Source organism: Acidobacteriota bacterium, assembly GCA_018001935.1.
Classification (GTDB): domain Bacteria; phylum Acidobacteriota; class JAAYUB01; order JAAYUB01; family JAAYUB01; genus JAGNHB01.
The window spans coordinates 1-15,355 of sequence record JAGNHB010000026.1 but is presented as its reverse complement, the minus strand read 5'-3'; the positions used below and the strand labels follow the sequence as shown (position 1 = coordinate 15,355).

Annotated in this window: 9 protein-coding genes and 1 other RNA gene; 4 read left to right on the top strand and 6 right to left on the bottom strand. The window is 68.5% G+C overall.

Features of this window, described 5'->3' with window-relative positions; all coding sequences use genetic code 11:
* Position 1 precedes the first annotated feature (1 nt).
* The 3 genes from KA419_11320 to rnhA all read left to right on the top strand — a co-directional run bounded on the left by KA419_11320 (position 2) and on the right by rnhA (position 1,982).
* Entirely contained in the window at positions 2–625 is a 624-nt protein-coding gene (locus KA419_11320) for a hypothetical protein (GenBank protein ID MBP7866530.1), read from the top strand.
* Between the two features lie 83 nt (positions 626–708).
* Positions 709–1,485: a GTP cyclohydrolase I FolE2 gene (locus tag KA419_11315; protein ID MBP7866529.1), complete on the top strand. Its 777-nt coding sequence runs from the start codon at positions 709–711 to the stop codon at positions 1,483–1,485.
* Positions 1,482–1,982 carry a ribonuclease HI gene (rnhA, locus tag KA419_11310; GenBank protein MBP7866528.1) on the top strand — a complete coding sequence of 167 codons (501 nt, stop codon included), beginning with the start codon at positions 1,482–1,484 and terminating at the stop codon, positions 1,980–1,982. The genes KA419_11315 and rnhA overlap by 4 nt, the downstream gene beginning before the upstream one ends.
* Before the next feature lie 340 nt (positions 1,983–2,322).
* Here the strand turns inward: rnhA and KA419_11305 are convergent, their stop codons facing one another.
* From KA419_11305 to KA419_11280, 6 genes are all read right to left on the bottom strand, one after another.
* A complete protein-coding gene (locus KA419_11305) occupies positions 2,323–3,540 on the bottom strand; it encodes a hypothetical protein (protein MBP7866527.1) in 1,218 nt (405 codons plus the stop codon).
* Between the two features lie 6 nt (positions 3,541–3,546).
* On the bottom strand, positions 3,547–5,544 hold the full coding sequence (locus KA419_11300) for a M23 family metallopeptidase (GenBank protein MBP7866526.1): 1,998 nt from the start codon (positions 5,542–5,544) through the stop codon (positions 3,547–3,549).
* Between the two features lie 61 nt (positions 5,545–5,605).
* A complete protein-coding gene (locus KA419_11295; protein ID MBP7866525.1) occupies positions 5,606–6,982 on the bottom strand; it encodes a penicillin-insensitive murein endopeptidase in 1,377 nt (458 codons plus the stop codon).
* Positions 6,983–7,101: 119 nt separating this feature from the next.
* A complete protein-coding gene (locus KA419_11290) occupies positions 7,102–8,934 on the bottom strand; it encodes a L,D-transpeptidase family protein (GenBank protein ID MBP7866524.1) in 1,833 nt (610 codons plus the stop codon).
* A gap of 142 nt (positions 8,935–9,076) precedes the next feature.
* Positions 9,077–11,671: a serine/threonine-protein kinase gene (locus KA419_11285; GenBank protein MBP7866523.1), complete on the bottom strand. Its 2,595-nt coding sequence runs from the start codon at positions 11,669–11,671 to the stop codon at positions 9,077–9,079.
* A 285-nt stretch (positions 11,672–11,956) separates the two neighbouring features.
* On the bottom strand, positions 11,957–14,257 hold the full coding sequence (locus KA419_11280; GenBank protein ID MBP7866522.1) for a carbohydrate binding domain-containing protein: 2,301 nt from the start codon (positions 14,255–14,257) through the stop codon (positions 11,957–11,959).
* A 663-nt stretch (positions 14,258–14,920) separates the two neighbouring features.
* Between KA419_11280 and ssrA the strand changes: the two genes are divergently transcribed.
* Positions 14,921–15,269, top strand: a transfer-messenger RNA (tmRNA) gene (gene ssrA / locus KA419_11275).
* The last annotated feature ends 86 nt before the right edge of the window (positions 15,270–15,355 follow it).

The window sequence follows — 15,355 nt, the reverse complement described above, 5'->3', positions numbered from 1 at the left end:
CATGAGCCTCGAGGTGCAACCCATCCTGGTGCCCAGCAACCGGTTGACGGTGACGGAGCACGTCCGCATCTTCTGCGAGTCGGCGAACTACCCCATGGAGATCTGCCTGGACCAGGACCCCTTCCTGGTTCAGCAGCACGAGGTGTACAACCACCTGCTCCAGGGCATTCCCTTCGCCATCGATTCCCGGTTGATGTGCGCCCTGGGCCCCGGGCGGGACGACGAGCCCCTCCCCGAACCGGGGGGAGGCTGCGTCGTCCTGGACGGGTTCAACTGTTTCCAGCGGGGGGAGACGGCCTGGCATCCGGCCCGCTTCCGCTTCACCGGCGACACGCGGGATGGCCGGCCGCCCGTCCGCGGCCTCTTCGAGCCCGACCCCGGCATCGCCCTCCGCTGGGACATCCTGCTCCGCTTTTTGCGCACCTTTTTCCCCCACCGCCTGAAGTTCACCCTGTACCGGAGCGCCTTCCCCGCGGAGAACTTCTACCTCTACCTCAAGGCCCTCTCCGCCGAGTTCCGGGCCGTCCCCTCCAACGAACTGGAGATGATGAACAGCGCCCGGCGCAACCGGTACCGCGTGGGGGACGAACTGGTCCGGCGCCAGGTGCTCAGCCTCCGGGTGTGACGGCGCGTCGCCGGAAGCGCCCGCCCCCGGCGAAGGGGCCCGCCCCGGCGGTCCGGCCCCCGGGGATCACCCACGGGAAAACCATGATCGACGTACAGCAATACAAGGACAACCGGAGGATCGGCCTGGACAAGGTGGGCGTGAAGGGCATCACCTACCCCATCATCGTGCTGGACCGGCACGACCGGCACCAGTCCACCGTGGCCACCGTGAATATGTACGTGGACCTCCCCCACGACTTCAAGGGGACCCACATGTCCCGGTTCCTCGAGGTCCTGAACCAGTACCGGGGCGAGATGACCATGTACAAGATGCCCGAGATCCTCCGGGAGATGCGGGAACGCCTGGGGGCCGAGAAAGCCCACCTGGAGCTGGAATTCCCGTACTTCATCGAGAAGGAGGCGCCCGTCAGCCGCGCCCGCTCCCTGATGGACTACACCTGCCGTTTCCTCGGGACCATCAACCACGATCTCGACTTCGTGATGGGCGTGCGGGTGCCCGTCACGAGCCTGTGCCCCTGCTCCCGGGAGATCAGCCGTTTCGGCGCCCACAACCAGCGATCCCACGTCACCGTGGCCGTCCGGACCACCGAGTTCGTCTGGCTGGAGGAACTCATCGGGATCGTGGAACAGGCCGCCAGCTGCGAACTCTACTCCCTCCTCAAGCGGGAGGACGAGAAATTCGTCACCGAGCGGGCCTACGAAAACCCCGTCTTCGTGGAGGACCTGGCACGGGACGTGGCCGTCCGCCTCGAGGAGGACCCCCGGGTCATCTGGTACGCCATCGAGGCCGAGAATTTCGAGAGCATCCACAACCACTCCGCCTACGCGTCCCTCGAAGTGGACAAGCGTTCCCGATGAGCACCGCCCGCCCCCACGTCGACCTTTTCACCGACGGCGCCTGCAGCGGCAACCCCGGCCCGGGCGGCTGGGCCGCGGTCCTGGTGATGGGGGCGCACCGGAAGGAGGTCAGCGGCGGGCGCACCCTCACCACCAACAATGTCATGGAACTCACCGCCGCCATCGAGGGGCTTCGCCAGCTCAAGCGGCCCTGCCGGGTGACCCTGCGCTCCGACAGCCAGTACCTCGTGAAGGGCATGACCGAGTGGATGAGCGCCTGGGTCCGCAAGAACTGGCGCACCGCCGGCGGGAAGGCCGTGGCCAACCAGGCGCTCTGGATGGAGCTCCGGGAACTGTGCCGCAAACACGAGGTGCAGTGGGTCTGGATTCCCGCCCACCACAACGACCCGCTGGCATCCCACCCCGAGAACGCCCGCTGCGACCAACTGGCCCGGGACGCCATCCGCCTGGCGGAAAACGCCGCGTCGGACCCGGATCCGGGGGCGATCGACGTCTGAGTCAGCGCCGCGCGCGTCAGCAATCCGTTCCCTTCTGCGAGCCTGGCGCCTTTGCGAGATCCACTCCGGGTCGGTCACGCCAAGGCGCCAAGCTCGCAAAGAACGGCGGCCTCGAAACGAACGAGGTCGTGCTTGCCCGGAGGGCGAGGGCTCATTCTACGGGGATGCCCTTGTTCCCGGAACGGGTTGATGAGACGAATGCCCTCGACGACGCTCCCGTGGCGGAAATCCTCGCTGAAGAGGGTCGGAACCTGGTTCAAACGTGCGCAGGCCCAGATTTGGGCGTCCCAGAAGGAGAACCCCTGTCTGGGGAACACTTCTCCCGGTGACCCGCGCCGCGTCAGTCCTGGTCCCGGAAGGTGCCGCCGGTTGCGGTGCGCAGGGCTTCCAGGATCCGTCGCCGCACCGCGTCGTAGCGGTCGGCGGGATCGGGGAGGGGGACCCGGAGGAGGAGCTTCCCGCTGGGGAGATCGGCCAGCCAGACGGTGACCCGGACGCCCCCGTGCCAGGGTGAACGGTCCCGGGGCGGGTCCCCGGGTTCGGGGTTTTCGGAAACCGCCTGGTAGACGGCCAGGTACCGGGTGTCCAGCACGGCCCGGATTTCCGCTTCGTCCTCCCCGGAAGCGAAAAGGAAATCCGCCTTGTGAACTTCCCGGCGGCCCGGCGCCGTCAGCTTGAAGCAACGGAGGTAGGGGTAACTCAGGTAGAGTTCGTAAACGGGATCCTCGTCGGGCTTCCGGAGGTTCTCGAAGGGGAGGATGGCGGTGTTGGACCCGGGGGACCGTTTGTCGTAGGCGGGGACCGGGGAGAGGCCCGAAACCCGGGCCGGCAGCTCCGGTCCGGCCTCGATGGCCTCGGCGACCCGGGCCAGGCGGGTGCGCACCCGCTCGAAATCCCCCCGGTACTTCGCGTAGAGGTCCATCCGCGTGGTGCCGGTAGTGGCCCAGATCCCCAGGGCGACCCCTCCCGCAAAGAGGAGGAGGTGGAGGAGGCGCGTCCCGGAGAGGGGCCGAAGGCTGCGGACCGTCTCCCGCCGCACCGAGAGGAAACCCAGCAGCGCCATCACCAGGAAGAGGATGCCGGGGACGAGGAAGTACTGCGCCGTCTCCGAGGTGGGGGACATGGTCCCGCCCAAGCTGCTGGGGATGGGGGACAGCCAGGGTTTGGAAGCGAGGAGCAGCCCGCACCAGGCGGCGAAGAGGGCCCCGAGGAGGCGGTTGCCGAGGGTGACGGCGAGGAGGGCGACCAGGCCGGCGAGCAGGGCCGTGGGCAGCGGCTCCGACTTGGGGGTGCGGAAAGACCAGTGGACCTCGCAGGCCAGGTACCCCATGCCAGCGGCCGTCAGCGCCCGCAGGAGGGCGGTCAGCCGCTGCTGGAAGGGTGACGGCGGCTCGGGGGCCACCCGGCGGTGCGCCGTGGCGGTGTAGGGCGGGGCGGGGGCCGGAGGCGCCTCCCCGACCTTCACCCGGTTCCCGCAGTAGCCGCACTTCACCACCGGCTTGATCCCGTCGGCTTCCAGGGAGGCCCCGCAGGAGGGGCACTTGAGCACCGTGGGCATGGGGCCTCAGGGGATGCGGACCTTGAAGGTCCGGGTCGTCCGGTGACCCGCCCGGTCCGCCACCGACAGGGAGACGGAGTGCAACCCTTTCTTCAGGGGTCGGACCGGGTAGTAGTAGACGCCGCCGGTGGCCGGGTTCAGCTCGCCGATGACGGGGTGCCCGTCCACGCTCATCCGGAGCCCGTCGTCCGTGAGCCCGGAGCCCGCGTCGGAACAGGACACGAAGAGGATCCGGCGGCCGCGGGCCACGGGAGTCCGGCAGTTCCCCACCACGGGCGGGAGGGTGTCCCGCATCAGGAGGAAGGCCCCCAGGTGGGTGACCAGGGCGGAGGTTCCGACGTCCAGGAACCAGAGGGTCCCCCGGTCGAAAAGGTAGATGCCCGTGTCGGGTTTCCCCTTCCCTTCCGCGGTGGGCCGGATCGACACCTTCACCTTTCGGCGGAGCGGCTCCCACGGCTGTTCGAACACGTAGAGGTCCGACACCGGGACGAGACCCCGCCCGCTGCGGGGGGCGTCCTTCCAGGCCGCCGTCGGGAACGGCCGGAAGACGGCTTCCGGTCCCAGTGTCACCGTGGCGGCCCCGTCCGGGCTGGTGAGCGTGGCGCCCGCCGCGGCCGACTGGACGGGGACCGAGGCGGCCCAGGCCTTCCCCGAGGCGGACTGCCAGAAAATCAGCGCCTGCCCCTGGAACCCGGCAGGGACGTCGCAGCGAAGGGCAGGCCCGTCCTTGAGCGGCAGGACCGTGCAGGCCGCGGGGGGTTCACCGGAACCCGGGAACCGGGCGGCGGCCGACACCACCGTGTCCCCGGCGGGGACGGGCGCGAGGCGGAGGGAGAGCCGGGACCCCTTCAGCTCCACCTGGGTGCGGGTGGGGGTGAAGGCCGTTTCGACGCCCCGGGCATGGTAGACGGGGAGGAGGGGAAGCGGCGGCACCACCTCGACGACCAGGTCGACCCTCGACGCGTTTCCCGCAGCGTCGAGGGCCGTGATCTCCACCCGGTGGAGGCCCGGCCCCCACGGCTCGACCTCGCCGGGCGACTCCCCGTCGTGGAACAGGGACGGTTCGGCGTGGTAGAACAGCCGGTGGAAGGCCCCGACCTTCTCCTCCTTCATCTCGTAGAGGTAGTTCAGTTCCGACACGGCCCGCTCGGCGTAGTCGAAGCGTTCGAAACGCACCCCGTAGACGGCCTTCCCATCCACCGCCATCCGGAGACCGTAGGGCTCCAGCCGGAAGGTGCCGCCGTCCACGGCGTCGGTGCACTCCACCGCCAGGCCGAAGCGCCCGCCGGCCGCCAGGCGGAGGACGTCCCCGGCCGCGGGCGCGTTGAAAACGCGGAGGTCCGGCAACCCCTCGACGTGCGCCGCCGCCGAGAGGGGGATCACGGCAATCCGGGTGATCCGGGGGGGCACGTGGTCCGGGTAGGGGAAACCGTTGGTCAGGGGGTTGAGGGGCAGCCCGCCCCGGCGGATCTCGAAGTGGAGGTGGGGAACGGAGGTGCCCGTCGAGCCCGAGTAGCCGACGACGTCGCCGGCCTTCACCCGGGGGCCGTCCCCCTTCCAGGCCTTCTCGAAGGTGTAACGGCCCGCTGCGCGCTGGCACTGCCGGGCGACCGGGTCCAGGGTTTCCGAAAACTCCGAGAGGTGGGCGTAAACCGTCACCGACCCGCCCTCGTGCTCCAGGTAGGCCACCTTGCCGTACCCGGCGGGCGACGCCTTGATGACGGCGACCCGCCCGTCGGCGGCGGCGAAGACCGGGAGGCCCGTTTCACCCCCGGTGCCCAGGTCGATCCCGCTGTGGAAGTGGTTGATCCGGTACTCCCCGAAGTTCGAGGTCAGGGGGGCGCCGGCCGCGAGGGGCGAGGTGAAGGCGGTCTCGGCGGCGGGCAGCCGCGGGGGGGCGGCCAGGAGGAAAACCGCGAGCAGGAACGGGGCGGCCGACGCGAAGCGCCGGCGCCCCCGGCGGCCTGCCGGGAAGAAAAGGGGGCTGGACGTGGAAACTGTCATGGTGCCGTCCCGTCGTCGCGCCGGGCGGCCGACCGCGCGAGGCCGCCGCGCCCCCGCGCGCTCAGTTGAGAGTGTTGGAGAACAGGAGCCAGCGGCAGTCGTCCGACACCCGCATCCCGAAGAGGGGCGTGATGGAGTACAGCCGCTGCCCTCTCACCACGTAGTAGGCGGAAGACTCGCTGTCCGGGCCCGCGGGGTCACCGCCGGCGGGGAGGTGCGGGGCCCCGGACCGGGCCAGCCGGTCGGAAGCCCGCCGGGCGTCGGCACGGGACCCTTTCCCGGTCTTGTCCGACTTGCCGGACTTTTTCGACGCCACCTTCGACGTGTTTCCGGTGGAGACGTACTCGGTGTAGACCTTCACCTTCAGGCTCTTACCGGGCTGCAACCGGGCCTTTTTGGAAATTCCGTTGAGCTTGCAGAGTTTCTCCACCGTGGTGTCGTTGCGGCGGGCGATGAGCCAGAGATTGTCCCCCTTTCGCACCTTCGCCCACCGGATCCGCTGGACCTTTTCGACCGCCCCCGCGGGCGTGTCCTCGGACACCATGTGGGGCGCGGGTTGGGCCTGGGACAGCCGCATGTCGAAGGACGCGTTGATCCGCGTCGGGTAGTGCTTGTGGCCTCTGAAGTCGAAATTGCCCTGCATGGCAGCCATGACGGCTTCCGGGGAGGTGAACCGGACGTGGATGTGGTTCTTGTGCCCCCGGGCGTGGCGGATCTTGGCGGACTTGCTCCTGGAGACGGCGCCGAAGATGGACTGCAGTTCGTCCTCTGGGAGTTGCAGCTCGTCCCGGACGTACTTGTACAGGACCTTCTGGACGCTGCGGTCGATGAAGATGTACTGGGTCTTGTCGTCCGCCATCAGGCCCTCGATCAGCTTCCAGGTCCGGGGAACGTCCATGTTCTTCTCGTTGGCGTTGAAGAAGAACTGCCGGTCGGAGCCGTCCGAGGGGTAATAGCTCAGGTCCACGTCCCGCCCCGACTGGTGGGACTTGTGGGTGCCGAGGCGGCCGCCGTTTTCGCGGGAGATGTCCCCCACCAGGATGTCGGGGGTGCCGGGGAACTCCTGGTGAACCTTGGCCACGGCGAAACGGATGGCGGCGATGGTCTCCGGCGTCCCCCAGGTCCGGTCCTCGTTCCGGACCCGGATGCCCTGCTCGGACTGCATCTTGATGCCGTTGATGAGCCGGCCCCGGTTCGGGGAGCCGCAGGAGAGGCAGGGGAGCTCCGTCAGGTCCTGGCCCGTCAGGTCGATGTCGTACGGGTTGGGCAGGCCGGTTGCCTTCTCCTCGTTTTCCGGGACGTCATCCTCGATGATGTCCCCGTTGTCGTAATCCTCCCGGTCGGGGACCGCCGGGTGGTCATCCTTGGCCAGGCCCCAGGCAAAAAAGAGGAAGGTGCTCCACAGCAGAAGGAGCAACGGTCCTGGTTTTCGCTTCATCGATCCCCCTGAGAATGATTTTCCGACGGGCTGGTGACAGTCTCGACGCTTCGCTTCGTTGCCCGCGGATCAGATCGACCGTCGATTTTTAACCCATCATTCCATATCTGTCAAGCCGATTATGGCGCCGCGACGATTTTCTCCCGTCGAAGCTCCATCTCGGCGAGCTTCGGCTGCTCCCGCTTGTACACGTCCCGAAGGAACAGGGCCCGCCCGTCGGCGCCCACGGAGACCGTGCAGTACTCGAGGAAGATGGGGATCTTCTGCTTCAGGGTCACCCAGTGGGTGTTCTTGCCCTCCAGGATCTTGGGGACCTTGGGCAGGACCGGGTTGTTTTCCCGGCGGAGCAGGTCCGTCACCAGCTCCAGCGGGTTCTGCAGCCGGATGCAGCCGTGGGAGTAGGCCCGGTTCACCGTGGCGAAGAGGGCCTTCTTCGGCGTGTCGTGCATGTACACGTCGTACTTGTTCGGGAACAGGATCTTCACCTTCCCGAGGGCGTTTCCGGGGCCGGGCGGCTCGAAGGCGCTGACCGGCCGCCCCGAGGCGGAGTACTTGACGACGTAGCCCTTCTTGGCGAAATAGTTCTTGTCCTTGAGGTAGCTGACGTACTCCTCCTTCTCGAAGATCCGCTTGGTGATGTACCAGGCGGGGTTGTACACGATCTTCTCGATGGTGGACTGCAGCTCGGGCGTGTGGTTCTCCTCCTGCAGGTTCCCCACCACCACCCGGTGGGTCCGCAGGACCCGGCCCTTTTCCACCACCTCGACGATGTACTCGGGGATGTTCACCCGGACGTAGAAAGGCTCCCGGCGGGTGGGGGATTTCCGCAGCTTCGACATCGCGAGGCGGATCTGGTCCACGCGCCGCCCGAAGGGGACGTTGAGGGAGTCCACGGTGTCCTTGCCGGTGACGCCGTCGTCGGCAACCTGGTGGTTCCGCTGGAAGGCCTTGACGGCGTCCCGCGTCTCCTCGTCGTAGAAGCCGCTGGCCGTCCCGCGGAAGTACCCTTCCAGGGCCAGTCGCTCCTGCAGGGCCGCCACGTCGGACCCCGAGGTCCCGGGCTTGAGCTTGCCGTCCGGGGCCACGCGGAGCCGGGGGACGTCGGGGTGAGCCTCCGCCAGCTGCCGGTAGCGGGCCAGTTCCGCCCGGAGCCGCACGTAGCGCGTATCCGAAGGGGCCAGGCCCTCGAGGATCCGGGCCATGTCCCCGGCGGCCTCCCGCCAGCTCTCCTCCATGCGGTCCGCCGGGGTCCCCATCTCCTCCAGGTAACGGAAGAACTCCACGGCGAAATCCAGTTCCGCCTGGCACTCCTCGCGGGCACGGTCCCGGAAGGCGAGCCACGCTTTCTCGCAGGCCGCCCGGAACCGGGGGTACTTCCCGTTCCGGGCCGGGAGCGCCAGCCACTTCAAAAGGGATGCGGGCTCCAGGTCGGGGAGGTCCGCGGCGCCCTCGGCGACAGCGCTGATCATGGCGGCGCGCTCCTCCGGGTCGAGGACGGGGACGGGGAGGGCCAGGGGCCGCTCCCGCAGCGCCTTCGCCCGGGCGTTCAGCTCGTCGTAGCGGAACAGGGCGGGTTCGAGGCCGTCGCGTTCCGCCCTCTTGACGGCCTCGAGAAAGACGGTGCACCGCGGGGACGGGCGGTGGCCCTCGACGAAGCGGAAGGCCGGGGGAGTCATCGGCGAGTAGGCTTTCTCCAGGCGCGCCGCCAGGGTCGGGAACCGGTTCAGCTGCTCGCGGAGGAGGGCCCCCTGCTCGGCCGGCACCCGGGGGTCGTCGTCCAGGCAGCGGACCAGGGCGGCGTGGAACTCCTTCTCCAGCCGGTCGAAGGCCTTGGCCACGGTGGACCGGTACGTGCACCCGAGGTCGGTGAGCGTGACGGCGGCGGTGCCCAGGAAAAGAATGCACATGAGCGCGATCAGCAGTATCCTTCGTTTTTCGGTGGCCGGGTTCATGCGCCGGATTTCCTCACCCGCGTCTTCCGGCCACCTCGGCGTCTATACGCCGGAAATCGCGGCCGGTTTCAAGCGGCGTATTCTACTGGGAAGACGGGCTGTTTTCCAGCGAAATCGTAATAACCGCCGATCGAGTCTTCTCTTACCGTACGTTGTCGACCAGGTGGAGGTCCGAGAGGAGACGGTAGGTCCCGAAAAAGCTCTCCTTCCCGTCGGGCGAGATCCAGACCCGGGAGATGGCCATCACCCCCGCCAGGTCCGGCGGTCCCACGTCCATCCAGGGTTCCCGGGCCCCGGAGCGCAGGTCCACGCGGACGACCCGGGCCGGGATTCCCCTGCCGTCCCGGACGAAGAGCGACCGTCCGTCCCTCGTCCATCCCAGGGGCCTGTCCGTCGGGGTGAGACAACCCAGCCGACGGGGGGGCCCGCCGTCGAGCGGGAAGAGGGCGAAACCGTCGCCGTCCGCCGCCAGCACGGACGTGCCGTCGAAAGCGGGGAGGGAGGAAGCGGAGGCGGGTCGGCCGGGGCCCACGCGGCGGAGGGTCCCCTCCACGGTGTCGAGGGTGCACAGGAGGGTCTGCCCGTCGCCGCGGGTCCCGCGCAGCAGGACCCGCCGGCTGTCGGGAAACCAAGCCGCCGACAGGACGTCGGCGAGTTCGCCGCGGGGGAGGGGGCGGGAGTCGCCCGCCCCGGTGGGCAGCAGGACAAGGTCCGGCTCCAGCCGGGTCCGGAGGACCAGGGCCTGGCGGCCGTCGGGCGACAGGGCCAGGGGAACTCCCTTTCCGAGTTGCACCGGGAGGCTGTCGTCGAGGCGGCGCAGACAGACGAGGGGTTGTTTGCCGGCCCCGTCGCCCGACTCGCCGAAGAGGAGGGTCCTGCCGTCGGCGGAAACATCCGCCAGTTCAGAGAAGTCCAGCCAGGAGAAGTCCGCCGTTCGGCTCTCCCCGCGGGCCTGGCGGCTGATGAAGCTGCGCAGGGAGTTTCGCTCCGCCAGGACCGTCCCGTTGCGGGAGATGTCGTGGAGCACCAGTCTCCCCGGGGCGTTGAGAAGACGCCGTTCCCTCCCCGCGAGGTCCACGGCGAAAAGGGAGAGGGCCATCCCCTCGCGGGTGGCGGTGAACCAGACTTCCTTCCCCCCGGGCGCCCAGGACAGGCCCTCGATGCTCTTCCACCCGGCCGAGAGCTTCCTCGCGCCACCCTGCCGGTCCACGACGACGAGGTCACCTGCGTCCGTGTCGTCGTCCGGGTGGTCGATGAACGCGACGAGGGCGCCGTCGGGCGAAATCCGGGGGTAGCCCAGATGCCCCCGAGTCCGGTACACGACGCGTCCCGAAGGATACTCGAGCTGGAACCCTTCCCCGACGTGGCGGACCAGCGCGAAGTCGGAACCGTCCCGGAGCCGGTCCGCCCAGGAAACCCCCGCGGCGATCTCGCGCGGGGGGCCGCCCGAAAAGGGGGCGACGGACAGGGTGCCGGGGTAGAACCCCGGCATCGGTCGCCGGATCAAAACCACGTCGTTCGAGTCGAGCACCGAGGCGACGTCGGAGGACGTCCAGCCCAGGGACCGCGACCCGCCGCCTTCCGGCAGGGTGGCGTACGCCTGGAGGGGCTCCCCCTCCCAGCAGGCGCTGTAGACGACCGTCCGCCCGTCGGGGGCGAAGCGGCCCGAGTAGACGGTCCCCCGGCGGAAGGTCAGCTGGCGGTAGACGGCGGCGCCGGGCGCGCGCTCCACCGCCGGCGGGGCTGCCTGCCGCGGCGGGAGGAACACCCACAGGGCGATCGCCGTCAACCCCAGGAGCGCGGGCGCCCCCGTCAGGAGCAGCCGGCGCACGAAGCGGCCGCGCAGACGACGGCGCCGCCGGTACGCGCGGGTGCCGCTGCCGGCGAAGAGTTCCAGGGCGAAAGCGAGGTCCTCGGCTGTCTTGAAGCGTTGTCCGGGCTCCTTCTCCAGACAGCGGAGCACGAGCCGGTCGAGCCCCGGCGGGAGGTGAAGTTCATCGCCCAGGGGCTCGGGCGACCGGTTCAGGATCGAGAACATGACGTCCACGGGCGTGGCCCCGGCAAAGGCGCGGCGGCCGGAGAGCATCTCGTGGAAGACGGCGCCGAAGGCGAAGAGGTCGCTCCGGTGGTCCACCGTCTCCCCCTGGAGCTGCTCGGGGGACATGTACCCAACGGTCCCCACCATCATCCCCGGCTCGGTCCGGACGGACCCGGGGAAGGTTTCCGAACCCGGCGTGAAGGTGGGTTCGTTGCCCTCCCGCTCCCGCTTGGCCAGCCCGAAGTCCAGGACCTTCAGCGTCCCGTCCGCGGTGACGAAGATGTTCTCCGGCTTGATGTCCCGGTGAACCAGCGCCTTGCCGTGGGCCGCGGCCAGGCCCTTCGCGAGCTGGAGGCCGAAATCGACCGCCTTGCGCCAGGGGAGCGGGCCCTTGGCGAGGTGACTCCTCAGGTTGCCGCCCTCCAGGAATTCCGTCACGACGTAGGGGTTGCCTTCGGAAACGCCGAAGTCGTGAACCGCCAGGACGTTGGGGTGGTTGATCATCCCCGCGGCCTTCGCCTCCTTCTCGAAGCGGGCCCGCCGCTCGGGGCTGTCGGCGAACTCCGGGGGGAGGACCTTGATCGCCACGTCCCGGTTGAGGCGCGGGTCGTGGGCCCGGTAGACCTCGCCCATCGACCCCGCGCCGATCCCGGCCGTGATCACGTACGGTCCCAGGTGCGTTCCCGGTTCGAACCGCAAGCTGCCAACCTCCCGCCCGGCGCCCCGCTGGATGAATTCCTTTTCCATTTTACCGCGGGTCCGCCGTTCGGGCAACCGGTTCGCGGGCCCATCTTCTTTCCGGGCGCGGCGCCGCCGCGGCAGAGGCTTCAGCCGGTGCGGTGCGGCGCGGGGAAAATGGCCTCGGACTGCGGGGGGTCGCGGGATAGGGAAGCGGGTTTGCGATGGCGGACCAGGACCGGGCGGCGCGGCGCGGGGAAGGCCCCCCGGCGGCGGGCCGGCCGCCGGGGGGGAGGTGGGCTCCGCTCAGCGCTGGCTGATGGAGACGTTGTCGATGAAGAGGGTGTTGGAGGCGGAGGAGGGGGAACCCTGGTTGGCCACGGAAATCTTCACGGCGCTCCGGTTTCCGGAGTTGAAGTCCACGGTGACGTACTTCCAGGCGCTGCTTCCCCCGAAGGCGGTGGAGGCGAAAGCGTAGTCGGTCCCGGGGCTCATCACGCGGACCGCCCCGACGTAATACGCGGCGGAAGTCTTCACCCAGGCGCCGACCCGGTAGTTGGTGTTGGGTTTCACCTTCACCTCCTGCCAGACATCGCCCACCGTCCACTGGGCGTCCCCGGGCGTGCTGACGATGCGGGCGCACTTGAGCCCGGAAACCGCCGTGGAGCTGCTGTTGACGATGGAACCCGCGTGCCGGCCGTTGCCCTGGAAATGCCAGGGGACAGTGAGGGTGGACGTCAGCTGCTGCTCGAAGCCGGGGTCGTCCACCATGGGGCCGGCGACCAGGGTCACCCGGACGTTGTCGATGAAGTAGTTCGGCACCACGAAGGGCCCGACGTTGTAGTGGCCCGCCTGCAGCCGGACTTTCTTGTAGCCCTGCATCCACGGGAGGTCCGAGGCGTCGGGGAGCGTGCTCGGGACCACCAGGCGCATCACCTGGGTCTGGTTGAAGGCGGTGGCCGTCGTCACGTTGTAGCACTGGGTGCGGGAGAAGGACCCGCTGGAGAGGGACAGCTTCCCCAGCGTCCCGGTGTCGGTGGCGTAGACCCGGGCGGAGATCTCGTAATTGCCGGGGAAAAGGAAGAAATCCCGGTAGACGCCGACGTTGCCATCCGCGGACTTCCACAGCCGGACGCAGTTGAGGCCCTCGTCCGCGGCCTGGCTCGTCCGGATCTCCGCGACGTCCGGGCCGCCGAAGGTGCTCCACCCCTCCGCGAAGCACGGGTTGTTGGCCCACATGCTCCAATCGGAGAGGTCCAGTTCCTCGAAACCGCCGTTGGGCAGCCAGTTGTCGTCCCGCTCCAGCGCGTAGGGCGTGTACACCGCGATCACGTTGTTCCGGCTGATGTAGCCGTGCGGGTCGGTGTAAACCCAGCTGTGGAAGCCGTAGCTCCCGTTGTGGTCCTTGAGCTTGTAGCCGATGTCGTAGTGGGAGTTGGCGATGTCGAAGGACCCGCCGGGGAAGTAGGCGATGATGACGGGTTTGCGGTGGGCCTGGATGCCGTCCCGGATGAGACCCAGGATCTCCTGCGTCTCCTCGTCGTTCTCGCAAAACAGGTCGATGTCGATCCGGTGGTCCATGACCACGTCGTAGTTCAGCGTGTCCTCGATGTAGTCGAGGGCGTCCGGCATCCGGTCGGGCCAGGTGGACCCGACGTCGGTGGTGGGCGGGTTCCAGGTCCCCACCTGGTAGCTCAGGTCCATGGAGAGGTGCCCGATGTAGTCGTCCGGACTGGTGACGCTGTGGCCTTCGCTGTCCATCCAGAGGTTGGGGAGGACGTTGGCCCACCCGTTGAGGTCCCACCAGGCCAGGAGGTTGACCCAGGCCGTGGGCCCGCAGCCGGAATAGAAATCCCGGTCGTTGGGGTGGGTGTCGGGCGGGATCTGCCGGAAGCGGTTGGTCCCGTCCCGGCCGATGGCCTCGTAGATCCAGGTGGTTTGGAGCGCGTCCGTGGACGGGGCGGGGGCCCCGTTGCGGAGGTGTTCCCGGAGGGCGTCCCACTCCGCCCGGATGGTGCGGGCCCGCGCGGAGAGGACGATCCCTTCCGCCCGCGCCCGGGACTTGATCTCCTCGTAGTCCAGGGGTTCGGCGGCGGTGCCGGGCCGCACGGGACCCACCCGGCGGCCGGGGCGGTCCCCGATCTCGGCCAGGAGCTTCCCGGAGAGGTCCTCGGCGGCCGCGTAACCGGGACCGTACCAGACGATCCGGTAGGGGACGCTCACCCGGCGGTCGAACCGGGCGGAGAGCGGCTCGCGTTCGGAGAAGGCCGGGACGGGGGTGTTGCGCTCGGTGGCGCTGATGACGGCATAGCCCTTGCAGGCCCCGGCGTCGTCGGCGTAGACGGCCTCGTAGAACTCCACGCGGGTGCCGTCGGGCGCGAAGAGCGGCCGCAGCGAGGTCACCGTCGCGGCGTCCATCACCCCGGCGTGTTTCGCCGCCAGGTGACGGACCGCGGGCGGGACCAGCTCCGGCAGGGGCGCCGGGGCGGAGTCCACGGGCGACCAGCTTGTGAACAGGGGGTCCGCGGTGGCGCCGGGCGGCGCGGACGCCGCGGAGAGAACCGCCGTGAGGGCCAGGAAAAAAGACACAATCAAGCTTTGGCGCATAACTCCTCCTGGAGACGAAATAGTCCCGTTTTCGCCGGGTCGCAGCGCCCGGCGGTCTTCGGTTTGTCTGCAGCTTCACTATAGCGCGGGACGCGGAATTTGAATCTGGGACAATCTCCAGAACAGGTGGGAAGATTTCCCGGTCCCGCCCTGTTCCACGGCTGCGCCTGCATCTCGGCCGGGGCGCCGGCTTCAGCCCGATGCCGCCCGTTTTTCGCTTTGGTCCAGGCATGACGCCGCCCAACGCCGGGGAGCGTCAACCCCGTTGCGTCAATCCGCCGTTGCCTGCTCGAAAAACCTGGAAATCCTATCCCGGAGGGATAGGCGTGATTCTGCTGCACAGGGCGCCGTTTTCCCGAAGTTTCACGGCACCATAAAAAGTACCATCACCCTCTGGGTGATGGCTCAAACAAAGGCCTTACATACACTTTGCTCTTCGTTTCCCGACTTTTTGCAAACGCATCAATTTCTGATTCGCGTTCATTCGCGTGATTCGCGGGCGAGGCCCCTTCTCCCGCCGTTCGCGGGCGTGGCCCCTTTTCGCGGCAGCTACGCGAGATTTCCCTACCTTTTCCCCCCAACCGCATCTATAATAAAGGCAGGTTCTTTGAAAGGCCCCGGCGCCGGGAGCGAGGGCGGCGGGGCGGGACGCGTCGAACACACGGGGGCGATCCGGTTTCGACGGGAGTGATTGAGGTCCGTGAGGCATGCCGGGTTTCCTGACCCGTAAAAATCGGGAAAGCTAAAATAGCTGCCAACAACAACCTCGCTCTGGCTGCCTAATTAAAGGCACCACGGTCACCTCGCCCTCGCCCGTGGGGAGGGGCTGACCGTCATTCAGCGGGCTGGCTTGCGCGGCTGTCTCCGACGCGCAGGCGAGAAAAAGGGGGCGGGCCGACGGCGAGTTTGCCTGGTAAGATCGTCGCCGGCGGGATAGAAACCAGGATAAGCATGTAGTTCTCACGCGGCTGAAGATTCTCGGACGGGGGTTCGATTCCCCCCGCCTCCACCATTTAGAAAAGACAAACCCGTCTCTCTGGGGTCATTCTCCGGGGTGACGGGTTTTCTTTTTCCCCTTGTTTCTAAAGGGTTTGCGCC

What these genes read in the sequence shown, in the direction of transcription:
- KA419_11320 (MBP7866530.1), top strand. Translation starts at nt 2, where the DNA reads ATGAGCCTCGAGGTGCAACCCATCCTGGTGCCCAGCAACCGGTTGACG.
- KA419_11315 (MBP7866529.1), top strand. Translation starts at nt 709, where the DNA reads ATGATCGACGTACAGCAATACAAGGACAACCGGAGGATCGGCCTGGAC.
- rnhA (MBP7866528.1), top strand. Translation starts at nt 1,482, where the DNA reads ATGAGCACCGCCCGCCCCCACGTCGACCTTTTCACCGACGGCGCCTGC.
- KA419_11305 (MBP7866527.1), bottom strand. Translation starts at nt 3,540, where the DNA reads ATGCCCACGGTGCTCAAGTGCCCCTCCTGCGGGGCCTCCCTGGAAGCC.
- KA419_11300 (MBP7866526.1), bottom strand. Translation starts at nt 5,544, where the DNA reads ATGACAGTTTCCACGTCCAGCCCCCTTTTCTTCCCGGCAGGCCGCCGG.
- KA419_11295 (MBP7866525.1), bottom strand. Translation starts at nt 6,982, where the DNA reads ATGAAGCGAAAACCAGGACCGTTGCTCCTTCTGCTGTGGAGCACCTTC.
- KA419_11290 (MBP7866524.1), bottom strand. Translation starts at nt 8,934, where the DNA reads ATGAACCCGGCCACCGAAAAACGAAGGATACTGCTGATCGCGCTCATG.
- KA419_11280 (MBP7866522.1), bottom strand. Translation starts at nt 14,257, where the DNA reads ATGCGCCAAAGCTTGATTGTGTCTTTTTTCCTGGCCCTCACGGCGGTT.